21 protein-coding genes are annotated in these 18847 nt (G+C 41.8%); 12 read left to right on the top strand and 9 right to left on the bottom strand.

Annotated features, from left to right (window positions below):
- Positions 1-81: 81 nt before the first annotated feature.
- Positions 82-570, top strand: coding sequence for a VOC family protein (locus EAH55_RS11625; RefSeq protein ID WP_121809756.1), 489 nt, complete (start codon positions 82-84; stop codon positions 568-570).
- Positions 571-616: 46 nt separating this feature from the next.
- Here the strand turns inward: EAH55_RS11625 and EAH55_RS11620 are convergent, their stop codons facing one another.
- The 3 genes from EAH55_RS11620 to EAH55_RS11610 all read right to left on the bottom strand — a co-directional run bounded on the left by EAH55_RS11620 (position 617) and on the right by EAH55_RS11610 (position 1897).
- Entirely contained in the window at positions 617-832 is a 216-nt protein-coding gene (locus EAH55_RS11620; protein WP_112573690.1) for a hypothetical protein, read from the bottom strand.
- A gap of 61 nt (positions 833-893) precedes the next feature.
- Positions 894-1301: a hypothetical protein gene (locus EAH55_RS11615; protein WP_112573692.1), complete on the bottom strand. Its 408-nt coding sequence runs from the start codon at positions 1299-1301 to the stop codon at positions 894-896.
- 20 nt (positions 1302-1321) lie between these two features.
- Positions 1322-1897 (bottom strand): RNA polymerase sigma factor, encoded by a 576-nt coding sequence (locus tag EAH55_RS11610; protein ID WP_223818252.1) that lies wholly within the window; start codon positions 1895-1897, stop codon positions 1322-1324.
- A 235-nt stretch (positions 1898-2132) separates the two neighbouring features.
- Between EAH55_RS11610 and EAH55_RS11605 the strand changes: the two genes are divergently transcribed.
- Positions 2133-2612, top strand: a complete 480-nt coding sequence (locus tag EAH55_RS11605) for an Lrp/AsnC family transcriptional regulator (protein ID WP_112573694.1) — start codon at positions 2133-2135, stop codon at positions 2610-2612.
- 7 nt (positions 2613-2619) lie between these two features.
- A complete protein-coding gene (locus tag EAH55_RS11600) occupies positions 2620-3576 on the top strand; it encodes an EamA family transporter (protein ID WP_121809755.1) in 957 nt (318 codons plus the stop codon).
- A 12-nt stretch (positions 3577-3588) separates the two neighbouring features.
- On the opposite strand, the gene EAH55_RS11595 is transcribed toward EAH55_RS11600, so the two are convergent.
- Positions 3589-4596, bottom strand: a complete 1008-nt coding sequence (locus tag EAH55_RS11595) for an ABC transporter ATP-binding protein (protein WP_121809754.1) — start codon at positions 4594-4596, stop codon at positions 3589-3591.
- A gap of 187 nt (positions 4597-4783) precedes the next feature.
- Here EAH55_RS11595 and EAH55_RS11590 point away from each other — a divergent pair, with 187 nt between their 5' ends.
- On the top strand, positions 4784-4993 hold the full coding sequence (locus EAH55_RS11590) for a hypothetical protein (protein WP_121809753.1): 210 nt from the start codon (positions 4784-4786) through the stop codon (positions 4991-4993).
- A 5-nt stretch (positions 4994-4998) separates the two neighbouring features.
- Here the strand turns inward: EAH55_RS11590 and EAH55_RS11585 are convergent, their stop codons facing one another.
- Positions 4999-5919, bottom strand: coding sequence for a ChbG/HpnK family deacetylase (locus EAH55_RS11585; protein WP_121809752.1), 921 nt, complete (start codon positions 5917-5919; stop codon positions 4999-5001).
- Between the two features lie 303 nt (positions 5920-6222).
- Here EAH55_RS11585 and EAH55_RS11580 point away from each other — a divergent pair, with 303 nt between their 5' ends.
- Positions 6223-7803 carry a PAS domain-containing protein gene (locus EAH55_RS11580; RefSeq protein ID WP_121809751.1) on the top strand — a complete coding sequence of 527 codons (1581 nt, stop codon included), beginning with the start codon at positions 6223-6225 and terminating at the stop codon, positions 7801-7803.
- Positions 7804-7858: 55 nt separating this feature from the next.
- Here EAH55_RS11580 and EAH55_RS11575 read toward each other — a convergent pair whose 3' ends face one another.
- Positions 7859-8320 (bottom strand): hypothetical protein, encoded by a 462-nt coding sequence (locus EAH55_RS11575; RefSeq protein ID WP_121809750.1) that lies wholly within the window; start codon positions 8318-8320, stop codon positions 7859-7861.
- Between the two features lie 269 nt (positions 8321-8589).
- Positions 8590-8997 carry a hypothetical protein gene (locus EAH55_RS11570; protein ID WP_121809749.1) on the bottom strand — a complete coding sequence of 136 codons (408 nt, stop codon included), beginning with the start codon at positions 8995-8997 and terminating at the stop codon, positions 8590-8592.
- Between the two features lie 193 nt (positions 8998-9190).
- Here EAH55_RS11570 and EAH55_RS11565 point away from each other — a divergent pair, with 193 nt between their 5' ends.
- Both EAH55_RS11565 and EAH55_RS11560 read left to right on the top strand, forming a co-directional pair.
- Positions 9191-10753, top strand: coding sequence for a M20/M25/M40 family metallo-hydrolase (locus tag EAH55_RS11565; RefSeq protein ID WP_121809748.1), 1563 nt, complete (start codon positions 9191-9193; stop codon positions 10751-10753).
- 165 nt (positions 10754-10918) lie between these two features.
- Positions 10919-11176, top strand: coding sequence for a helix-turn-helix domain-containing protein (locus EAH55_RS11560; protein WP_112573703.1), 258 nt, complete (start codon positions 10919-10921; stop codon positions 11174-11176).
- 390 nt (positions 11177-11566) lie between these two features.
- On the opposite strand, the gene EAH55_RS11555 is transcribed toward EAH55_RS11560, so the two are convergent.
- Positions 11567-12628: a helix-turn-helix transcriptional regulator gene (locus tag EAH55_RS11555; protein WP_121809747.1), complete on the bottom strand. Its 1062-nt coding sequence runs from the start codon at positions 12626-12628 to the stop codon at positions 11567-11569.
- 297 nt (positions 12629-12925) lie between these two features.
- Between EAH55_RS11555 and EAH55_RS11550 the strand changes: the two genes are divergently transcribed.
- The 4 genes from EAH55_RS11550 to EAH55_RS11535 all read left to right on the top strand — a co-directional run bounded on the left by EAH55_RS11550 (position 12926) and on the right by EAH55_RS11535 (position 17142).
- Positions 12926-14380 (top strand): RtcB family protein, encoded by a 1455-nt coding sequence (locus EAH55_RS11550; protein WP_121809746.1) that lies wholly within the window; start codon positions 12926-12928, stop codon positions 14378-14380.
- 177 nt (positions 14381-14557) lie between these two features.
- Positions 14558-15676, top strand: coding sequence for a GmrSD restriction endonuclease domain-containing protein (locus EAH55_RS11545; RefSeq protein ID WP_121809745.1), 1119 nt, complete (start codon positions 14558-14560; stop codon positions 15674-15676).
- Positions 15673-16332, top strand: a complete 660-nt coding sequence (locus tag EAH55_RS11540) for an MAE_28990/MAE_18760 family HEPN-like nuclease (protein ID WP_121809744.1) — start codon at positions 15673-15675, stop codon at positions 16330-16332. The genes EAH55_RS11545 and EAH55_RS11540 overlap by 4 nt, the downstream gene beginning before the upstream one ends.
- 66 nt (positions 16333-16398) lie before the next feature.
- A complete protein-coding gene (locus EAH55_RS11535) occupies positions 16399-17142 on the top strand; it encodes an AAA family ATPase (protein WP_121809743.1) in 744 nt (247 codons plus the stop codon).
- An 18-nt stretch (positions 17143-17160) separates the two neighbouring features.
- On the opposite strand, the gene EAH55_RS11530 is transcribed toward EAH55_RS11535, so the two are convergent.
- Complete coding sequence (locus EAH55_RS11530; RefSeq protein ID WP_121809742.1) at positions 17161-17754, bottom strand: dihydrofolate reductase family protein; 594 nt, start codon at positions 17752-17754, stop codon at positions 17161-17163.
- Between the two features lie 416 nt (positions 17755-18170).
- Here EAH55_RS11530 and EAH55_RS11525 point away from each other — a divergent pair, with 416 nt between their 5' ends.
- A complete protein-coding gene (locus EAH55_RS11525; RefSeq protein ID WP_121809741.1) occupies positions 18171-18764 on the top strand; it encodes an NUDIX hydrolase N-terminal domain-containing protein in 594 nt (197 codons plus the stop codon).
- The last annotated feature ends 83 nt before the right edge of the window (positions 18765-18847 follow it).

Here is an 18847-nt window from a genome sequence, read left to right as displayed (position 1 = left end):
ATTTATGTAATTTATTTGTGCACTGTTAAAACCACGATGTTAAACCTATATATTTAGGCCAATAAATTACCAATCCTAAATATGACATCGTTATCAACAATCATTAAAACAGCTAAAATAACTATACTGCTGCTTGCAATAACTGTGCTTTTGCCGGTAGCCTGCAAGGCGCAAACCGGCACCGATATCTCGCCTGTGGTTGATCACATAGCCATCACCACCAGTAACCTTAAAAAAAGCACTGAGTTTTATACCAAAGTACTGCATCTCAAAAAAGTTGACAATCCCTTTGCTGATACCGTACATCAATGGTACAGCCTCGGCAACAATGTAAAACTCCACGTTATTCAGGCCGAACGCAACGAAAAACAAGTTAAAGGAGTGCACCTTTGCTTTACGGTTTCATCGGTAAAAGAATTTGCAAAAAGCCTTGAGAAAATGAATATCCCCTACTCCAACTGGAAAGGCGATAGTAAAGAACCAACTTTTCGTGGTGATGGTGTACTGCAATTATATTTCCAGGATCCGGATGGTTATTGGATTGAAATAAACAGCCCGGCAAAGAAATAAGCCGGGCCGTAAAACAATCACTTAAACTAAAACTTTTGTGCCTGGTTCAATATTCAAGTTCCTGGCAATGGATGCCTGCTTTTTGCAACAGCGATTCGATAAAACGGGGTGAAATATCTTTAGCCTCTATACGTAAAATATTATCACAATCTTCCAGGTCAAAGTTCCATTGGGCTATGGCGGGCACTTTGGTTAACAGATTTTGTACCCGGCTCACCTGCCGTTTTTGTCGTACGCTTGTTGCAAATACCAGTACATCCATTATAATTTATTTTTAAGGTAGATAAAATCTCAAACCTTCCGCGAAGGTGTTACTATAAAGCTTATTCAGCTGTCTTTTCTTCGTTAGCTGTAGTTTTAAAATTATCCCAATCGCGGTCAAACCTGCCATAACCATGGCCGCGACCTTTCCATCCGCACATACGGTCTTCCCATTGGGCACGAAACTTTTCCCTGTCTTCGGGGCTCATGTTTTTAAAACGCTCGGCCATACGCCCGCGCATCCATGGTGCGCCGCCTCCGCCTTTAGGTCCGCCTTTGCCAAAGCCAAACAATATCTTACATAGTATAAATATGCCCATGGCCTGCCAGTAAGTGATTGCCGTTACATGCAAAATATCGGGCAATAAATGATTCCAAAGCTGCATCACAACAAAGCTGATAACAGCCAGGCAGGCAATCACCCCAAGTGGGATGAAGAAAAATCGCCTTTTATAAAAAAATGGTTTCATGTTATATAATGTCTTAATTTTTAATATTCTGTAATTTCCTGGTAAAGCTGGGCAAGCCGTTTGCGTAAGTGTAATACCGCATATCGTTTTCTTGATACCAGCGTATTGGTATTTAGCCCGGTACGTTTGGCAATTTCCTCAAAGGGGATATCTTCAAGCTCATGCCAAACAAATACCTGTTTTTGTTCTTCGGGCAATTCATCCAGCGCAAAAAATAACTGCTCCCAAAAAAGGTTGCGCAAATACTCGGTTTCAGGAGTAGTAGCTTCAGTAAGGAGTATGGCTTTAAAGTCCGGTGCCTCATCGTCATAATCCTCATCATCGGCCAGCATATCATCAAGCAGGGTTTCCGTCTTTTTTTTATGCTTGTCAGTTATTTTGTTCCGGGCCACCCGGTATAGCCAGGCGCTGGTTTGTTCAATCGGTTCAGAATTAATAACAGCGCTAAACTGGTACCAAACGTCCTGTAATATATCCTCGGCGTCGGCATCGTTTTTTACCCTCCGGCGAATAAATCCCAACAGGCTTTTACCATACGATGCTATTGTTTGTATGATGTGGCTGTTTTTGTCCTGGGGCATTATCGCTGTTGTCAATTTCTTTTCCTTTTAAAGATAAAGACGATTGTGATTTAAAAACATTTTAAATTTTTTGAAAAAATTTTCAGTAAACCTAAAAACCTCTTTTCTATTGCCAGGAGCAGGGTTATACCGCTTATCAGCAACGCAAATCAAAACGATGTTTAAACACAATAAATATACTTTTGTTGAATTAAATTCATTTAAATAAAAAATATTTGAATTTTATTCAATTTATCACGAATATTACTGTATGATTAACGAACCGGAAATTATTTTAGATAAAACCGATCTGCAAATTTTACGATTGATGCAGGAAAATGCCCGTATCTCCAATGCCGATCTGGCCCGTGAGCTTGGCATGGCCCCATCAGGCATACTGGAACGTGTAAAAAAACTGGAACAAAAAAACGTGATCCAACAATATACTACCCGTATTAACCCGGCAGCCCTGCAGCAAAAAATGCTGGCCTTTATTTTTATGAAAGCTGCAGATGGCCCCGGAAGTGATGCTACCTCGAGCGAATTGGCCAAAATTCCCGAAGTGCAGGAGGTACACCACATAGCCGGCGACGATTGCTACCTGATAAAAGTACGTACCTATGATTCAGCTTCGCTGATGAACTTAATGCGTACCCATTTTAGCAAAATCCCCAATATCCTGAGTACCCGCACTACCATAGTACTCGAAACCAAAAAAGAACAACAACAATTGGTTATACCCGAAAAATAAATACGCCATGACACCCACAACCACAAAATCTGCATCACCTGTATTAGTTGTTATAGCCTTCGCCATCGTTTATATTGTATGGGGTTCTACCTACTTTTTTATAAAAATGGCGGTCGCGGGCTTTCCGCCGTTGCTGCTGGGAGCAATGCGTTTTTTTACGGCTGGCTTGTTGTTAATGGCATGGTGTGCTATTAAGGGTGAAAAGATCTTTGTAAAACAAAATATATTGCATGCCGCGGTAAGTGGGTTTCTGTTGCTGGTGATAGGTAACGGCGCGGTAATATGGGCCGAGCAAACGTTGCCGAGTGCCATGGTGGCCATTATGGTAACCTCGCCACCAATTTGGTTTGTGTTGCTTGATAAACCTAACTGGGGCTCCAACTTTAAAAGTAAAAGCACCATCACCGGACTTATTATTGGCTTTATAGGCGTAATACTCTTATTTCGCGATCAGATTGAGGATGTATTAGGATCTGCAAACGGAGCATCAAAGTTACCGGGAATGTTATTGCTTTTATTCGGTACGCTTGGCTGGGCTTCGGGATCATTATATTCAAAACATTATAACACAAAAGGCTCGGTATCTGTAAACACAGCATGGCAAATGCTTGCGGCCGGCGCATTCTTTTTACCGGCAAGCTTCTTAAACAACGAAGTGGCAAGAGTTCAATGGAACAGTATACCTGCACAAAGCTGGTACGCATTAGCCTACCTGATTGTATTTGGTTCGATAGCCGCGTTTAGCGCTTATGTTTGGCTTTTGCAGGTTAAACCTGCTACCCAGGTTGGCACATACGCCTATGTTAACCCCGTGATAGCAGTATTACTCGGGGTAATTTTTGCCGGCGAACGCGTAACGCTAATACAGATTGTAGGATTAGTTGTGATATTGAGTAGTGTATTATTGATCAATTTATCGAAATACAGGAAAGCGAAAACCGGGGAATTGGCAGTTGCGAAGTGACGGGAGTTTTAATTAACTCTCCCACTTTCCAAATTCAAAATATTTACTGATGCTGATACCTACCTTGCTGCCAACCGGGTATTTACGCCTGTCATAATTAAGCACTCTTAACGTGATACCTTCTTTCTCGATAACAAGCTCTTCAAAAAAACCTTTAAACAATACCATCTTAACCAGCCATTTACTGCCAAGGCTGCTTATTTTAACGTGCTCGGCATAAACTACTACAGCACCACGTTTACTTTTTATACCGCAAACTTTCGCCTGGGTTGAAGTGAGGTGAGTGCAACTTGCCAAAATTTGGGCTGTATACAATAGCTTAGGCGAATGATACAATTGTTCGGGAGTACCATTTTCTACTATCTCCCCTTCTTTTAGCACGATCAGTTCATCGGCCATGGAAAGAATTTCCGCGGGATCATGGGATACTAATATTACCGTAACTCCCCAATCCTTTACAATATACCTGATATCGTGCTGTAGGGCTTCGCGATAGGTAGCGTCAACCTGGTTAAAAGGCTCATCAAGCAGCAATACTTCAGGGCGACTTATCAGCGCTTTGGCTATAGTTACCCGTTGCTTTTCGCCTCCGCTTAATTTTCCAAAAGCCATCTCCCTGATGGGGTAAATATTTAATAAATTTAACGCATCTGTAACCAAATGAATGGCCTGGCTTTGATCGCCATCCGGCAGACCTTCACATACCGTGTCCCACACCGATATACGGGGATCAAGATCAGTATCATTTTGAGTTACCATCCGCATAACTTCGTGTGCATGCTGCAGCCCATTCGCCCTGCTCAATACCTGTTCTTCCTTAAAAAACACTTCACCGTGATCTGGTTCCAATGTGCCGTAAAGCAGGTTTAACAATGTAGTTTTACCACTGCCACTTTCGCCAACTATAGCTGTTATTTTTCCTTTTGGAATAAAAATGGTAATGTTATTAACCCCCGAAGACTTATCTCCAAAAAAGTTTTTGGTAACCGATATGGTTTCCAGTATCAAATCATCTTGCATTTACGATCTACGGCGTTAATTTTCAGAATATTAGCGAAAGTACAACTCGCGGCGCACAATTCCGGATTCAGGCTTCTAATCTAAAAAAAAGTTAAACGCAAAAAAACTTTATGTACCCTCCAATTAACAACTGCAAACAAATAACTATAAAAAGCTATTTGTTTAAAAATAACCAAATTATAAAACCATGAACAAAACTATCGGAATCCTGCTCATCATTGTAGGTGTGGCCATGCTCATCTGGACGGGCTTTACTTATACTAAAAAAGAAAAAATCATTGACGCCGGCCCTATACAGGTATCAGCCGATAGGGAAAAGACTGTTAACTGGCCACCTTACCTTGGCGGTATACTTGTTATAGGCGGCATTGTTATAATCGCTGTTTCAAAAAAATAAAGGCGTTATTTATTATCCGCTGCTGTAAGAACACTAATATCCTTGCCAGCAAGTAACTGGCCGTAATTAATAAGCTGAAACTTTTTGCCAATCATCGCCGCAAACTCGGGAGATAACAAAGCGTTGAGTTCTGTTTGGCGGTGTACGCTTGTAAGTGGCTTGCCATCCTTCGAGTTCATCATATTGCTGTTCATATCAACCAGTACATCCATTTCGGGGCTGGGCGTAGCGGTGTGCAGCACCATCATGTTTGGTTTATCAGGGTTTAAGTTGCTTACATAAGCTAAAAAAGCCTCCTTTTTTGTAGCGATAGGTTCGCCCCACATCTCCTTATAGGTTTCGCCGAAATAAGTTACGCTGCTTAAGGTTGATATGGCCAGCTTGTACTTGCGCGCCAGTTTTTCTGTGAGGGCACGCAATTCGGGTGTAGAGAGCATAATACCCATATGCGGATCGATGTAGGTTATTTTTAATCCGGAAGCCTTGGCCCTTTCTATTTGTGCCGATAATTCGGTTTCAATTTCGCTCAGCTTATAGCCGCTTTTAGCAAACGCCCGTGTTGATTGAGGAAAATACCCGTTTGAATCAACCAGGCTTGGCACTGCTGTGCGCCCTGTTACCGGCCCCCAGCGGTAGTTTTTCCACTCGGATGTGAGCGTGAGATGAACGCCGACAGTAACATTTGGATATTGCTTTAATATTTCAACAGCCTCCTGGTACCATGGGCACGCGAACTGAACCGAAGCCGATAAGGGCATGCCGGTTTGCGCGGCCTTGAGCATGGCCATATTTACAGAATGGTTCATGCCGATATCATCCAACCTGACAAGCAAACGCGGAAGTTTACTATCCGTTTGCTGGGCCGATACCTTGCTAACAAAAGCACTACCAATAAGAATAAATGCTAATATGACTATCCTTTTCATAATTTTACACGATCAAGAAATGTTAAATGTCAGATAAACAGAAAAGAGCGCTAATAATTGATTGCTATAAATATCTCATTATGAACATCAACGGCAACAATTAAATTAAATTCCATAGTACATTGTTACACAACTCCCCAAAAGCACGTACAACCTATATGTTTATTTAATATTTTAGTAAACTGACGGTACCACATCTATGCCTTATTTTTTACCAGATTCGCAACTCGCGTTTGATACTCCGCGTCGTTTACTGCACTATAGCTGTAGTTCAACACACATTATAATATCAAGAAAAAACTGATGCAGATCTGGCAGGCCTATAAAAGCATCATTACCAAAAACTGCTCGGGCGATACTTCTCAATTGCATGGTTTACATTATTGGAGCAACAAATTATTTGCTACCATGATGCTATACCTGTTTCCGCTATTTCTTTTTGCACTGGTACCTGGCGTTTATATGAGCGTCATTAGCCATCTGTACGCACTTGCCGGGTTTGATATATTTATTGTTGTGAGCATTACAGCTTCGGTGTTATTGCCGGGCATGAGTGTTAAGGTGCGCAAATCATGGTTTATAGGTTTATTATACCTCCTTGCGGTTGGTTTACTTTATTACCTTGGCTGGTATGGCCCGGGATTATTGTATTTATTAGCGCTTACAATTTTCTGCCTGCTGGTTTTTCATGGTGAACATCCTTTTTCTACAGTTTACGCCAATACAGCCATTTGCGTATCGGTAGCCTTTTGTATCCATTTCAATTTATTAAAAAACGGCATTAGTTTACAATATTCTCTGGGGTCATGGATAGCGGTATCCAGTAACCTGATCATACTATGTATTGTAGTAGCCATATTGTTGCCAATGTTGTTTAATGGTTTACAGCAAAGCAATAACCGTTATGAAACGGTTGCACAGGCCACCAGTGATACCATTTGGGATTGGGATATAGCTAACGATACCATTTTATACAACTATGGTATGAGCCGGACATTTGGCCATCAGTTAACCGAGATTAGAGACGTGAATAAGTGGCTTAAAAATAGACTTCACCCTGCCGATCTGCATTTTATTAACAAGCAAATAAAGAAGTCTTTGGCAAACGGAGATACGTTGTTGCAGTTAAGCTACCGTTTTTTATGTGCCGATGGCAAATATAAACACGTATTTGACAGGGCTTTTATTGTAAGAAACTCAGATACCGGTGTTGCTGTAAGGGTTATTGGCGCCATGCAGGATATTACCCGCCAAAAAGAAGAAGAGCAATGGCTCAGGCTTACAGAATCGGCATTACGTTACGCTACCGACGCCGTATTAATTGTTGAGGCCGAGCCAAACAACGACCATCAGCGAAAAATTGTTTATGTTAACAAAGCTTTCACCCATATAACAGGATATAGCAAACACGAAGTTACCGGCACATACATAGATATTTTATTAAAAACAGACCATCTGCTTCAAAAAACAGCCACAAATTACGCTGCTGAACAAAACCAGAGCTTTGAAGTTGAAATTATAAGCCATAAGAAGAATGGCGAACGCTATTGGAGCCACAGATCAGCATCGCCGGTTAAGGATAGCTCTGGCGCTACAACCCACTGGATATTGATTGAGCGGGACGTTACCATGCTAAAAGACCATATCGACGCCGTAGAGAAACAAAACATCCAGTTAAAGGAAATTGCATGGACACAAGCCCATATTGTACGTGCTCCTGTTGCCCGGGTTATGGGGCTTGCCGATTTATTGAGCGACCATGTTGCTCAAAACCCTGATGCCGCCGAGCTGCTAAAATTTCTCACTATATCAGCCAATGAACTTGATAATATAGTAAGAGCAATCATCAAAAAGTCAGAATGGGTGAAAGGCGAAAGCTTATGAAGTTTTTCACTTCATAAGCTTTCAGTACTATGATAAGATTTGGCCGGTAATGCTATTAAGCCGAAACCAGGTCGGGATTATGATTTACCTGGCTTATGGTTAGCGCCTGCTGAATGTTTAGCCCAGCACCTAGTTGATCTGACATCCATTTTTGAATGAGGGCGTTCAGCGTGTTTAGCTGGCTGGCATAAGCATCGGGATTGATACCTTTTAATTTAGCGAGATACCCAACGGCGTCGGCTATTTTTTGCTCATCTGTTTTGCCATCTTCCTGCACTGCCCAATTCAATTCGGTTACAATTTTAGGAAGCCATAATTTGATACCATTTACAATTACTGCTGATGGTGGCACCAGCGTCTCAAGGGTGGCTTCCAGGAATTGCCCGGCCTGGCTTGCTTCAAGATTTTTAAGAGTATTGGCTACTTTGTCGGCCACGGTGATAATTTCATGCACAGCGCCCGAAGCGTTGTGAAACAGGGATTTTACATGGTCCCAAAGGTTTGATAAAAAAGACATAGGTTGTAAATTAAGGTTTATATAATTTGATTGTTGATTAGTTCGCGCTGATATTCCGGATCAAGCTCATCTATTAAAAAAACAAATTAATAGTAAGCCCGGTAGACTTTAATTAGAGAAGATAAAATTGAAGATAAAAATCCCCTGATTATATAGTGTTTATACGCGTTTAACGTTCGGTTTTTACGCTATTTAAGGTCTATAAAGCCCTGTTAATCATTCAACAAACAATAAATTACAATTACCAACAAGGCATTAAATCGTTATCATTATATACCGGCAAGCATATCATTCTCATTTGAAGACCGCCTTTCGTTCGTTGTTTGCTGATCCTCGTCAAATACCGAATATGGGGAACCCGATTCCGGAACAGGTGAAACAGGAGGCTCTGATGTAGGTTGAGGCACCGTAGGATTAGGAGGCGTTGGGTTATTTAAACCTGCTTCCGGCCCGGTAGACCCAGTTTGGCTGTTATCATTTTTACCGAAGTAATAACCAATAATAACCCCAACAAGCCCGGTGAACGCTCCTGATATTTTTGAAAAGTAGGCGGAGAACTTTTCAAGGTCAAATGACCGGATCCCCAGAACCGGATATATAACCGCTACTACTGTTAAGCAGATATATGTACCGATAATTACATAAGCAATAATGGTTCGGGGAGTCACATCTTTCATGACAAGTAGCTTATTATAAGACTAATATAAATTTTATTTTTCATTTTTCACTATATTCAAAACAAATTAAAGCGATACAGAGGTAAAGCATATTAGCAGCCTCGGGGAAAAGCAACTTTAATCCCATTCGCTCTTTTCGGCTAAACGCAGATTATCAAGCTAAACCCTTATATTTAATTCTAAAACCTTCACTATGACTCATTTAAAACACCTTTTCATTTCCGGTGCATTGCTGCTTGTCCATGCCGGTAGCTATGCCCAGCAGGACGTTGTTGACACGGCAACTTTCAACCGTATCCGTAAAGCGGAGCTTAGCAGTTCACAAATTCCACAAATAGCGCATTATTTGACCGATGTTTCGGGTGCGCGCCTAACCAATTCGCCGGGTTACGCCCGTGCAGCAAGCTGGGCGGTAGCCACCATGAAAAAATGGGGACTGGCCAATGCCGCTACCGAACGCTGGGGTACTTTTGGAAAATCATGGGAAGTACAGGATTTCAGCATGATGATGCGTACGCCATATAATGCCCAGATCAGGGCATATCCAACTCCATGGAGCCCAAGCAGTAAAGGTCAGCTACAAGGCGGGGTTGTGGTGATTACGCCAACACAGTCCATGGATACTACCTATTTGAGTAACCACGCTACAGAATACAAGGGCAAATTTGTACTGGTCACCGGTACCGCAGCCGATCATAAAAAGAATTTTGAACCATCGGCAGAAAGACTGACAGACACTGCTTTGGCCAATCTTAAGGACACTTATATGGTTCCGAAGGGAATAATTAACATGTATAATGACCGCATGAAGGTTTTTAAAACTGCCGACATGATACTGAAAAACGCCGGCGCTTTGGCGTTCATCAGCGCCGGTCGCAACAATGTAAACGGAACCGTTTTTGTGCAGGGTTATTATGGCTACAAATTAACCGATCCGGAAACTATACCCCAATTGAGTATCGCACTGGAAGATGCGCAAAAAATAAAACGCTTACTTCACTCCGGCCAAAAAGTGGAGTTGGCTATGAGCTTTACCGGCAAATCATCTTCCGAGGATACCAATGGCTATAACGTAGTGGGCGAAATTCCGGGTACCGATCTTAAACTAAAGTCACAGCTCGTGATGTTGGGCGGTCACCTTGATTCATGGCAAGCGGCCACCGGTGCTACAGATAATGCCGCGGGTTGTATTGTAATGCTGGAAGCCGTACGCCTGCTCGATTCGCTGGGCCTTAAGCCGAAGCGCACCATCCGCATAGCGCTTTGGAGTGGAGAAGAACAAGGCCTGCTGGGCTCGTTCGGGTATGTTAAAAATCATTTTAGGGATGCTGTTAAGTTTACAGTAAAACCTGAACAGGCGAAGGTATCGGCTTATTTTAACCTTGATAACGGTACCGGAAAAATCAGGGGCATCTACGCGCAAAGTAATGAAAAGGTGAAGCCCATTTTTGAACAGTGGTTAAAACCTTTTAACGACCTTGGCGCTACCGCGGTGACTTTGGCCAATACAGGGTCAACCGATCACCTTTCATTTGACTGGGCCGGCATCCCTGGTTTTCAGTTTGTGCAGGATCCTATCGACTATGAAACCCGTACCCACCACAGCAATATGGATGATTATGATCACCTGATGATTGACGATCTGAAACAGGCCGCAATCATCGTAGCATCATTTGTATATCAGGCCAGCATCCGCCCCGAAATGTTACCAAGAAAGCCACTTGAAAACGAAACCTTTGTTTTTGATGGTTTTTAGGAGATAAACATCATCAGTCTATATTAAAAACGGGCCATAAGGATAAAACCTTATGGCCCGTTTTTATGGCCGGTATTTTGTTTGATATTTCTCTTTTTGAGCATTCCTAAATCTATCGCCGCGAAAATATCGTAATTATATAAATATTACACTATTAAGAAACAAATGAAAACAATTGCCGTGCCTCGTGCAGAGATCAAGATCAGGCTTAAGCTGATCACAGATAATATCAGGAAGCTAAGGGAAAGCAGGAACTATTCGCAGGAGTATATGGCCGGTAAGCTTCGCATTTCTCAAAATACTTATAGCAAGCTTGAACTTGGATATACAGCGCTGACACTTGAACGGTTGATATTAATTGCGGCAATACTGGAGGTTAGTTTGATAAGTCTCGTGATTACACCAGACAACAGGCCCAATTAGATGAGCGTTTTCAGCAAGCCCCGCTTAAGTCACAGGGCCTGCTCATTTGAAGTGTTAAAAATCAGGAACGATTAGCATTTAGCGGTTTTAGCACTCGCCGTTGTTCGGCTCTTTTGCTCAGCCAGCATTTTACAAATGCGTTAATCATAATGCCCATAATACAGCAGGCAACCAATACGTAAATAATCAGGATGTGTTTTGGCATTTCAGTTTACAATTTCCTAAATGTAACAGGTTTGGTACATAATCTGCAAGCATTTTCAAAAATAAAGTTTCGACTTATCGGGTACAAAAGTCAATTTCTCGATTTCGGAATTCGGATGTTCGATTTCGGATTTAGCTGGGAATAATAATTGCATTTTCACTCCCCTGTTTTTTTCACTGCAATATTTACGAGTTCAATAAACTACTCAAATTCTTCCCCTGCGGAATCGGGCTATCACCGGTATAGTGCTCCAATGATTTTCGGTACAAGTCTTTCATTTGCTTAACCAATATCCGCGGACCAAGCACTTTCAATTTAGGCCCGAAGCCAAGCAGCTCGCGTTCAAGCTCAAAATTCATGACCACTTTTATGCTGAATATCGTCCCATCTACTGTAACCTTCAGTATCTTTTGGGTGTGATGTAGAGGCTTAGTGATAACGTAAGGCGCATTTTTATCATCTACCCAAAAGGTAATTTCAACATCGCGCTGCCCTGCCGACTTCGTTACACCCAGTACATCATTATAGTAAGTAGCCAGGTTCACCTGCGTATTTTCAATGTATTTGTCGGCGTGTATCTCAACGGTCTGGATCCTGTCGAGCGCCAGTGTAAGCAATTGGTTATTCCTTACATGCGTTACGCCCAGCACAAACCAACGGTTACGATATTCCTTAAGTAAATAAGCGCTGAAACAAAATGTACTGGCCTCTCTTGCCTTAAACGATTGATATGTGATACACAGCGTATTTTTAGCCACAATAGCCTTGCGGATGACCTCAATCCACTCCAACCCCTTCAGGTTGTCGTTTTTTTCAAAATCTACCACCGGTACGCTATGTGTTTTCTGGCTGTAGATCTTGTCTTCCAGTTTGGTAACCATTTCGTTAAGGTCGGCAAAATGCCCGAGGCCTTTAAACTGACCAAGCAAACCGGCTACTTCGCTAAGCACCTGCATATCCTGGTTGTTAAGTGGGATGTTATTGATACTGTAATTCTTATCCGAGTAGGTATAATATTTTTTCTCAACCACCACAATGGGCGCTTCATAGCCCAGCTTATTGCTGCGCATCATCTCAATATCGGCCTGAATGGTACGGCGGCTCACGCCGCTATCTATCCCCTGGTATTCATACAGGGCCTCGGAGCAGGCTTCAATCAGGGCATCAAGTGTCCATTGTTTGCGGCGGTTCTGCAGGCAACTATCAATGGTTCTGTAGCGGATAAGGGCATTACGGTTAACAGGCATATTTTGATTTGGGATTTCGGATGTTCGATTTCGGATAATTGATCACCCGTCATTGCGAGGAACGAAGCAATCCCAAACTGTGCAGGGTGACCTTCATAGCCGCTCTGCCTGGCGGAGATTGCTTCGTACCTCGCAATGACGGTATATTAAAGCGCATCATTTTTTTTATAATATTATCAAATTATTTTTCACTACGCAAATACATTGCGCAGTTGCAATTTTACTTTGTATCATTAAATAACAAAAGCAGCCGATTTAAGAAACCCCTCCGCCAATTGGCGGAGGTTTTAGAGCGCTATGGAAAAGATAAAAATAAGCAACAACGAACTTACCGCATTAGGTATTAACGACGTAAAAATATTAGAGAACTTTAGCCGTGTGGCCAACGGTCTGTTAAAACATGGTGTAATGGACAAGGAACAAATATTGGCAAATCTTGAAGCCCTTATTGACGACCCGATGCCTTATGCCCTTAAAAAAGGCGGTAAATTTAAAAACCTGGCCGAAGCCGTGATCGATCTTCGAAAAGAAGGAAAATTTCTGAAACAGCCCCGAGCCACCTTTGCCTTAAAGCAGGAGATAGCCGATTTCCCGGTATATGGTATTGAACATATTGAGGTTGGCGCCTTAGCGCAGATGAAAACTGCCGTTAAACTGCCTATAGCTGTTGCAGGTGCCTTAATGCCCGATGCACACCAGGGATACGGATTACCGATTGGTGGCGTATTGGCTACAACCGCCAACACAATTATCCCATTTGCGGTTGGGGTGGATATTGCCTGCCGTATGTGCTTAAGCATTTTTGATTTGCCCGCAGCTGTTGTGGATACTGAAAATGACATGCTTAAAAGCCTGTTGCTTAACCATACTCATTTTGGTATTGGCGGTGTTACCAAAACGCATTTCGATACTTCGCTGTTCGACCGCCCTACCTGGAGCGAGACTAAAACAATACGTAACCTGAAGGATAAAGCTTACGCCCAGTTAGGTACATCAGGTACGGGAAACCATTTTGTGGAATGGGGCGAACTTACCGTTGCCGAAGGTGCGCTTGAGGGGATTCCGGCGGGTAATTATCTTGCCTTGTTGTCGCACTCGGGTTCACGAGGCTTTGGAGGTAATATTGCTGATCATTACTCCAAAATTGCCATGAGCAAAACCAAGCTTCCGCAGGAAGCCAAACATTTGGCATGGTTAAATTTAGATAACGACGAAGGCCAGGAATACTGGATTGCCATGAACCTTGCCGGCGATTATGCCAGCGCAAATCACCACGAAATTCATAATAAAATTGCCCGTGCGCTTAATCTTAAACCGATTATGATGATAGAAAACCATCATAACTTTGCCTGGAAAGAGCAACTTGCCGATGGTACCGAAGTGATGGTACACCGAAAAGGTGCTACACCGGCCGGCGAAGGCGTGTTAGGTATTATTCCGGGAAGTATGAGCACACCGGGCTTTGTGGTACGCGGTAAAGGCGATGCGACTTCCATCAACTCAGCGTCGCATGGCGCGGGCCGTTTAATGAGCCGAAGCGCTGCCTTCAAAACTGTGGACCCGAAAGCGGTTGCCGCTAACCTGGTAGATAAACGCATCACGCTGATTGGCTCTGATCTTGACGAAGCCCCAATGGTGTATAAAGATATCCATGCCGTAATGGCCGCCCAGCACGATTTGGTTGATGTGTTAGCAAGCTTTCAGCCAAGGATTGTGCGTATGGCAGATGCTAAGGAGAAACCGGAGGATTAGCCCCCGGCCCCCTAAAGGGAGAATTTGTATTTTAATTTAGACGCTTGCTGAAACCGGGGCTTACCATTTAAATTAATCACTTGGTCTGTTTACGTGCGAAAAAGAAAGAATAATATATTTCATAACAGAAAATATTAAATTATTCATATGTTTAAAACAAATAAACCTTAATAACACATGAGTTTAATCAAAGAAATAGACGATAAGAAAAAAGAGATTTCAACCGACGGATACCCCATGTCTATAGGCGAATTAATTTCTTTATATAAAGAAGACGCGCTTGACGTTCATCCAGAATTTCAACGTTTCTTTAGATGGTCAATATTGCAAAAATCAAAATTGATAGAAAGTTTACTTTTAGGTATTCCGATACCGTCAATTTTTGTTTCACAAAGAAAGAATGGAGTATGGGATGTTGTTGATGGACAGCAACGTCTTTCTACAATTTTAGAATTTGTTGGTGAGTTGAAAGATTTGGATGGAAATTTACTACCGCCAAGTACATTAGTCAAAACAACATATCTACCCTCTTTGGATGGAATGACGTATAAAAGTGGCGATGACAATCACAGATTCAGTCAAGATTTACAATTCATCTTCAAACGTGAGAAACTTGATATAAAGATAGTTAAGAGAGAAAGCGACGAAAATGTCAAATATGAATTATTTCAAAGATTAAATACTTTAGGATCTAAGCTTTCCGACCAAGAGGTTAGAAATTGCCTATTGGTCATGATTAAACCTGATTTCTACGAATGGTTGATCGAATTGGCTAAATTTGACCCATTTTTAGAAGTCATATCGCTCGCAGACCGTCTTATTGATGAGCAGTTTAATGTTGAACTTGTTCTTAGATTTTTAATCTTAAGAAATCTTGAACTTAATGATATAAAAAGCACTCAGGACTTAGGCGTTTTTATCACAGATAAAATGATAGAAATGTGTCAAAACCCCAATTATAATCGCCAGGAAGAACAAGAAATTTTCAAATTCACATTCTCGTTACTAAATGAAATATTAGGAAGTGACAGCTTCAAAAGGTACAATTCCCAAAAGAGTAAATTTGAGGGAAGCTTTTTGATCTCAGGCTTTGAAGCCGTGGGTATTGCTCTGGGTAGAAATTACGTAATGTGGCAGAGTACTACTATTGATTCAACAATCAAAACTGAATTTATTAACAAAGTGCAAAGCATCTGGATAAACTCTGATTATCAAGCCAGATCCGGCACGGGAGTAAATGTAACAAGACGAGTTCCCTATATTATCCCTATTGGCCAGCGCATTTTAGTACCATGAATATCAGAACTAAAATTGACCTAAAGGACACTTTAGATAAAGATTTTGGATGGCGAAAACTTGAACTTTCACAGGTATTATTATCTGTAAAAGGCTCAATCGGTAAAACAAAAAATGTAGCACTAAGAACAGCCACATTACTTTTATATGCTCACTGGGAAGGATTTGTAAAGTGTGCTTGCACTGCTTATTTAAATTATGTTAAGAATCAAAGTTTAGCATATAAAGATCTTCCAAACTACTTAATTGCATTATCATTAAAGCAAAAATTAGTTTTATTCGAGAATACGAACAAAGCAACAATTCATACACAACTCATAGATTACTTAAAGAGCTGTGATAATGATGTCGCTATTATTGATGATTCTAATGCAATTTCAACTGGCTCCAATCTAAAGTCAACCATATTAAAAGAAATTCTCACAACAATTGGAATTGATTATACTCCATTCTCCTTAAAAGCAAATTTGATAGATGAACAATTATTAAACTATAGAAACACCATAGCTCATGGAGAATTCCTAAAAATCGATGAGAAAGAATACATCAAATTGCACGCAGAAATCTTTTCTATGATGACTTCTATTAAAACTTCGATTGAAAATGCAGTTGCTTTAGATCTATTTAAAGTAAATCGTTCAATTGCTGCTCCTTAAATTTCGGCATAAAGATGCATCTATATGCCATCCTAAGTAAGTCGCAATCCCTATCTTTACCATACCATGCAAGCCAAACCTTTTCTTAAAGAGATCCAACTAAAACGTGATATGGTGCCATCTTTTGATGCCTATCCGTTTCAGATCCCGGCTATCAGGAACCTGCATTCGTTAAAGTTTCACCCTGATGTTACTTTTATTATTGGCGAAAATGGTTCGGGGAAATCAACACTGATTGAGGCGATAGCTTTACAGATGGGTTTTAGTACCGAGGGCGGTTCAAAAAATGCGCAGTTTCAAACGCATAGTAATTCGTCGCAACTTTTTAATTATTTAACCGGTATTAAAAGCTTCAAAAAACCGACTGATTATTTTTTCCTTCGCGCCGAAAGCTATTACAATTTGGCCACGTACATGGAGGATGTTTACGAGGATGACCGGCGTAAATTTAAGGAGCAATATGGTGTAAGCTCATTACATGAATGCTCACATGGCGAATCGTTCATGGCTACGCTCACCAACAGGCTTACAGGCAATGGGCTTTACATATTTGACGAGCCCGAGGCCGCGTTGTCACCCAACCGGCAAATGGCTGCCTTGTCGCTCATCAACACGCTTGTACGCGAAAATTCACAATTCATTATTGCCACTCACTCCCCTATTTTATTAGCCTACCCGGGCGCCACCATTTACCAACTGGATGACTCGGGCATTAAGCGGGTACAATACGAGGAAACGGAGCATTACATGGTTACCCGGCATTTCCTGAATAACCATGCCGAAATGACCCGCATCCTGTTTGGTGAATGAGTGACTTCCTGAATTAATTTACGCACCAAGGTTACCTGTTTTGACTTCACCGGCCCGCTTATAATTAGCTACAATCACACCACTCGGCGTAACGGTGCTTTCTGTTAACTCCAGGGTCATCGGCAGGGTTTCAGGGCCGTATATGCTTTTTCCTTTACCAAGAAGCACGGGGTAAATCTTGAGCCAAAGTTCATCTACCAGGTCATGCTTCAGTAGTAGCTGAACAAGCTCGCCGCTACCCCACACCTTTAAATCCGAACCCTCTGAGTTTTTAAGTTTTTTAATATCCTCTACATTGGTAAGGAACACGCTATTGTTCCAGTCAGACTTATCTTTTGTATTGGACAGCACATATTTTGTTACGTCATTAATTCCCGGCCAATAATCGGCGTGCTGAGGCCAGTAGCTCTCAAAAATATCGAATGTTTCCCGGCCTAAAAGAATATCTGTAGCCCCCATCTGTTTCTGCATGATCTTGCCCGAAACTTCGTCGGTAAAAGGGGCTGACCAGCCGCCGAATTTAAAATTGCCTGATGTGTCCTCCTGCGGACCACCGGGTGCCTGCATTACGCCATCTAATGTAATGAATGTTAAAACGATTATCTTTCTCATAAGATTTGCCTCCTGTTATAGGTTTGTGTTTATAATTTGTTTTTGTTACAATACAAATCTCAGGAATAAGAAAACAACCGCTACGGTGTATATGCGACCAATAGTAGGGCAAATGCGACGAATAGTAAGCCGCTAAAGAGAATTTCCCGAAGTGAGATTTTGTAAAGGTGTAACCCCGGAGAGATTCAAACTCTCGACCCAAGAATTAAGCACACAGAAGTCTTTATAAATTTGGAGTGTGCCCAGAACGAGATTCGAACTCGTACATCTCTGAACCACATACTGGCTGGTGCGGTCAGGAGAACCGCATGGTTTAAAATTACAAAATTCCTTTCATCTGCAAACAATCATAACCAATGATTTTATAATTTCTTTATCCCGGTTATATAAGCTGTTAGCTATATTGCGGGCACTGTATGAAAAAGAACTATATCGACCTGCTTGAAAGTATATACGCCCTGGCTCAAAGCGGCATCAGGTACACGAAAAGCCCTTTTGACATGGAGCGCTACCAAAAACTACTTGAGATAGCTACCCAGGAATACAGCGAATTTACCGGCCTCGAAACCGAAGTTTTAAAAGAGCGCTTTAACAATGACCTGGGATATGCAACCCCGAAAGTAGGCGTTAATGGAATCTTGTTTGATGAACAGGGCCGCATACTGGTTGAACACCGTAGTGATGACTTTTTATGGGGATTGCCCGGTGGTTGGGTTGATATCGGTGAAGACCCGGAAACGGCCATTAAACGTGAATTTTGGGAAGAAGCGAAACTTGTTGTTGAACCCGTTGAGCTAATACAATTTCTGGCTGTGCCAGCCGGGAGGTTTGGACAACCTCATAGCTCCTTACAGGCGCTATACCTTTGCAAATACATCAGCGGCAACATCGAAATATCGTTAGAAAGCCTTGAGATAAAGTTTGTTGATCCGGCCGAGGTAACCAACTGGCATAAAAACCACGGGGAGCATGTACAGGCCGCGTTACGTCATCTAAAATCGCGGATTTAAAAAATCTTTCTGCCATATACTCTCCTTAAAACAGGCTATATTTTTCCTCTTTTGCCTCTTGCATCCTCATCAAATTCTCAAAG

Source organism: Mucilaginibacter kameinonensis (assembly GCF_003675385.1).
GTDB lineage: Bacteria > Bacteroidota > Bacteroidia > Sphingobacteriales > Sphingobacteriaceae > Mucilaginibacter > Mucilaginibacter kameinonensis.
This window is presented reverse-complemented; position numbering and strand designations above follow the sequence as displayed.